Annotated in this window: 3 protein-coding genes; all 3 read left to right on the top strand. The window is 55.7% G+C overall.

What is annotated here, in order from left to right:
* On the top strand, positions 1-1,498 hold a 1,498-nt coding region (locus tag A918_RS0106430; RefSeq protein WP_371257504.1), incomplete at its 5' end, for an amidohydrolase family protein.
* Between the two features lie 57 nt (positions 1,499-1,555).
* Positions 1,556-2,536, top strand: a complete 981-nt coding sequence (locus A918_RS0106425) for an ABC transporter ATP-binding protein (protein WP_022710263.1) — start codon at positions 1,556-1,558, stop codon at positions 2,534-2,536.
* Positions 2,533-3,554, top strand: a 1,022-nt coding sequence (locus tag A918_RS0106420; protein ID WP_022710262.1) for an ABC transporter ATP-binding protein, incomplete at its 3' end; no start/stop codon positions are given. The genes A918_RS0106425 and A918_RS0106420, both read left to right, overlap by 4 nt.

The raw sequence follows: 3,554 nt of genomic DNA, 5'->3' as shown, positions 1-3,554 counted from the left end.
CACTGCGAGGAGGCAGTGCCGCAGTCTCAAATCGGGATTTCAGGCGCAGGGGAGTGATGCGGTGAGTGTAACAGTTATCAGAAACGCGGATATTGTCGTTGCATGGGATAAGGACAGCCAAAGCCATATCTATGTGAAAAATGCCGATGTCGCTTTTGAAAACGGTAAGCTGACTTTTGTTGGTACAGGTTATACCGGTGCTGCTGATGCAGAACAGGACGGCCGTGGCTTTATGGTCATGCCGGGTCTGGTCAATATTCATTCCCACCCTGCAAGCGAGCCGCTGAACAAGAGCATTCTCGATGAGCTCGGTTCTCCGGGTCTGTATAATTCCGCGCTTTATGAATTTATGCCGATTATCCGGCCGGATGCGGAAGGCGCAGAGGCTGCGTGGAAAGTTGCCTATGCGGAACTGTTGAAATCCGGCGTCACAACACTGGCCGATCTCTCTGTTGCGCATCCGTCATGGATCGATCTGGCAGGGCAGAGCGGTCTGCGTGTTTGCATTACACCAATGTTCCGCACCGCGCGCTGGTACACCAAAAACGGCCATGTGGTTGAATATGAATGGGACGAGACCGTTGGCGAAAAAGCGATGGCACAGGCACTGGAAATGGTGGATGCCGCAGAGGCGCATCCGTCCGGTCGTCTGTTCTCGATGCTGTGTCCGGCACAGATCGACACTTGCAGCGAAGGCCTGATCAAAGAGAGCTATGCGGAAGCGCAGCGCCGCAAAATTCCGTGGCAAATCCATGCCGCACAATCGACCGTAGAGTTTCATGAAATTACCCGCCGACACGGTGTTTCGCCGGTACAATGGCTGGAGCAGCTTGATGTGCTGGGCGAGACCAGCATTGTCAGTCACGGGATATTCCTCGATGATTATCCGCGCAATAGCTGGCATACGCGCCGCGATCTTGATCTGCTGGTGGAAACACGCACAGCGGTTGCCCATTGCCCGACCGTTTTCATGCGCCGTGGCATAGCCATGCGTGATTTTGGCCGTTATCTGCGTGCCGGTGTGCGCCTTGGCATTGGCACCGATACCTATCCGCATAATATGCTCGAAGAGATGCGCCATGTCGGTTACGTGGCGCGAATGATGGCTGAAAACCCGCGCACTGTTACTTCCGGTGAGATTTTCACCGCAGCAACGGTAGGCGGTGCCGATCTGCTCGGGCGTGATGATATCGGGCGTCTGGAAGTCGGCTGCAATGCCGATCTGGTGCTGGTCAATCTCGCGCATCCGATGATGCGGCCGGGCTATGATCCGATCCGCAGCATGATCTATGCCGCAGCCGAGCGTGCCGTGGATACGGTCTATGTCGGCGGTGAGAAAGTGGTCGAGAAAGGCCAATGCCTGACGATTGATTTTGAGCAGGCTGCCGAAGACCTTCACGCTGCACAGCAACGTACAGTTCAACGGGCACCGCAGGAAGACTGGGCGAAACGCCCCGTTACTGCTTATGCCCCGCATTCATTTTCCGGCCTGAGTTAAACTGGCCAAAGCAATATTCCGGTCATATGGAAATATGACCGGCTTGGAGATGACTATATGACAGAACCGGTACTCGAAATCCGCAATCTCGTCACGGAGTTTAAAACCCCGAACGGTGTTATCCGTGCGGTGGACGGTATTTCGCTGAAAGTCGAGCGCGGCAAGACACTGGGTATTGTGGGGGAGAGCGGCTGCGGTAAATCCATGCTGTCGCTGTCTGTCATGGGGCTGGTGCCGCCACCGGGCAAGAATGCCGGCGGTGAGGTGATTTTTGAAGGACAGGACCTGCTGAAACTGTCGGCTGATGAGATGCGCAGGCTGCGCGGCAACCGTATTGCGATGATCTTTCAGGAGCCGATGACTTCGCTCAATCCGGTACATACAATCGGCTATCAGCTGGTTGAAGCACTGCAGGCGCATCATAAAAAACCTTACAAGGAAATGCGCGAGGAAGCGATTGAAGCGCTGCGTAAAGTGCGTATTCCTGCACCGGAGCGCCGTTTTGATGAATATCCGCACCAGCTCTCCGGCGGTATGCGCCAGCGTGTGATGATTGCGATGGCGCTGGTTTGCAAACCGGTTTTGCTGATCGCCGATGAGCCGACAACGGCGCTCGATGTGACTATTCAGGCGCAGATTCTCAATCTGCTGCGCGAGTTGCAGCAGGAAACCAATATGGCAATCATCCTCATCACCCATGATCTGGGTGTGGTGGCGCAGGTCGCGGATGATGTGGCGGTCATGTATGCCGGTAAGGTGGCAGAACGCGCTTCCGTCAATGCGATTTTCAAAGACCCGCAGCATCCCTATACCATCGGTCTGATGGGCTCGATGCCGCGAATGGATGAGGATGTTGACCGGTTGGTGGCAATCAGCGGTGTGGTTCCGCCGCCGTTCCGTCTGCCCTCCGGTTGCCGGTTCAACCCGCGCTGTCCGTTTTCTGATGAGGAATGCACAGCAACTCTGCCTGCTCTGCATGAACTCCAAGCCAATCATCTTGTTGCCTGCCATAAAGCTCCGGTGGAGGATTTCGTATGACACAACCACTTCTGGAGCTGCAGGGTATTTCCAAACATTTCCCTGTCAAAAAAGGGCTGATCCGGCAAAAAGTGGTCGGCACAGTCCGTGCCGTGGACGAAGTCTCTTTCAAACTGATGCCGGGGGAAACACTGGCGATTGTGGGTGAAAGCGGTTGTGGAAAATCCACCACTGCGCGTCTGGCGCTGCGCCTGCTGGAGCCGACCGCCGGTCGGGTGCTGTTTGAGGGTGAAGATGTCACCAATGCCAGCGGCACCAAGCTGCGTGATCTGCGCCGCAAAATGCAGGTGGTGTTTCAGGATCCTTATGCCAGCCTCAATCCGCGTATGACTGTGGGTGAACTGATTGCCGAGCCGATGCTGGTGCATGGTGTCGGCACCGATGCTTCACGCCGCGAAAGGGTGATTGAACTGCTGCGCCGTGTCGATCTGGCACCTTACCATGCCGCGCGCTATCCGCATGAGTTTTCCGGCGGGCAGCGCCAGCGTATCGGTATTGCCCGTGCGCTTTCACTGTCGCCGAAACTGATTGTCTGTGATGAGCCTGTGTCAGCGCTCGACGTGTCCATTCAGGCGCAGGTGGTCAATCTGCTTAAAGATTTGCAGAAAGAAATGGGACTGTCCTACCTGTTTATTTCGCACGGATTGCCGGTGGTCAAACATATGGCTGACCGTGTGGCGGTGATGTATCTCGGACAGGTGGTGGAGATTGCCGATAAGCATCAGCTCTATAATAATCCGCGCCATCCTTATACGCAGGCTTTGTTGTCTGCCGCGCCACAGCCTGATCCGGCTTCGCGCGGTTCATGGAACGTACTGGGCGGTGATGTGCCAAGCCCGCTCAATCCGCCGTCCGGTTGCCGTTTTCATACCCGTTGTCCGCTGGCGCAGGATTTGTGCAAACAGCAGGTGCCTGAATTGAAGGATTTAGGAACCGGCCAGCAGGTCGCCTGTCATTTCGAGGCACAGGTGCCTGTCTTCAAACATGCGGCACATTTCGCATCCGGTGCGGAGAAATT

Source organism: Pseudochrobactrum sp. AO18b (genome assembly GCF_000409565.1).
GTDB lineage: Bacteria > Pseudomonadota > Alphaproteobacteria > Rhizobiales > Rhizobiaceae > Pseudochrobactrum > Pseudochrobactrum saccharolyticum.
The sequence above is the reverse complement of the archived record's forward strand: the minus strand, read 5'-3'. Positions and strand labels throughout refer to the sequence as shown.

Excerpts from the sequence above, each read along its gene's own strand:
- A918_RS0106425 (WP_022710263.1), top strand. The coding sequence starts at position 1,556 with ATGACAGAACCGGTACTCGAAATCCGCAATCTCGTCACGGAGTTTAAA.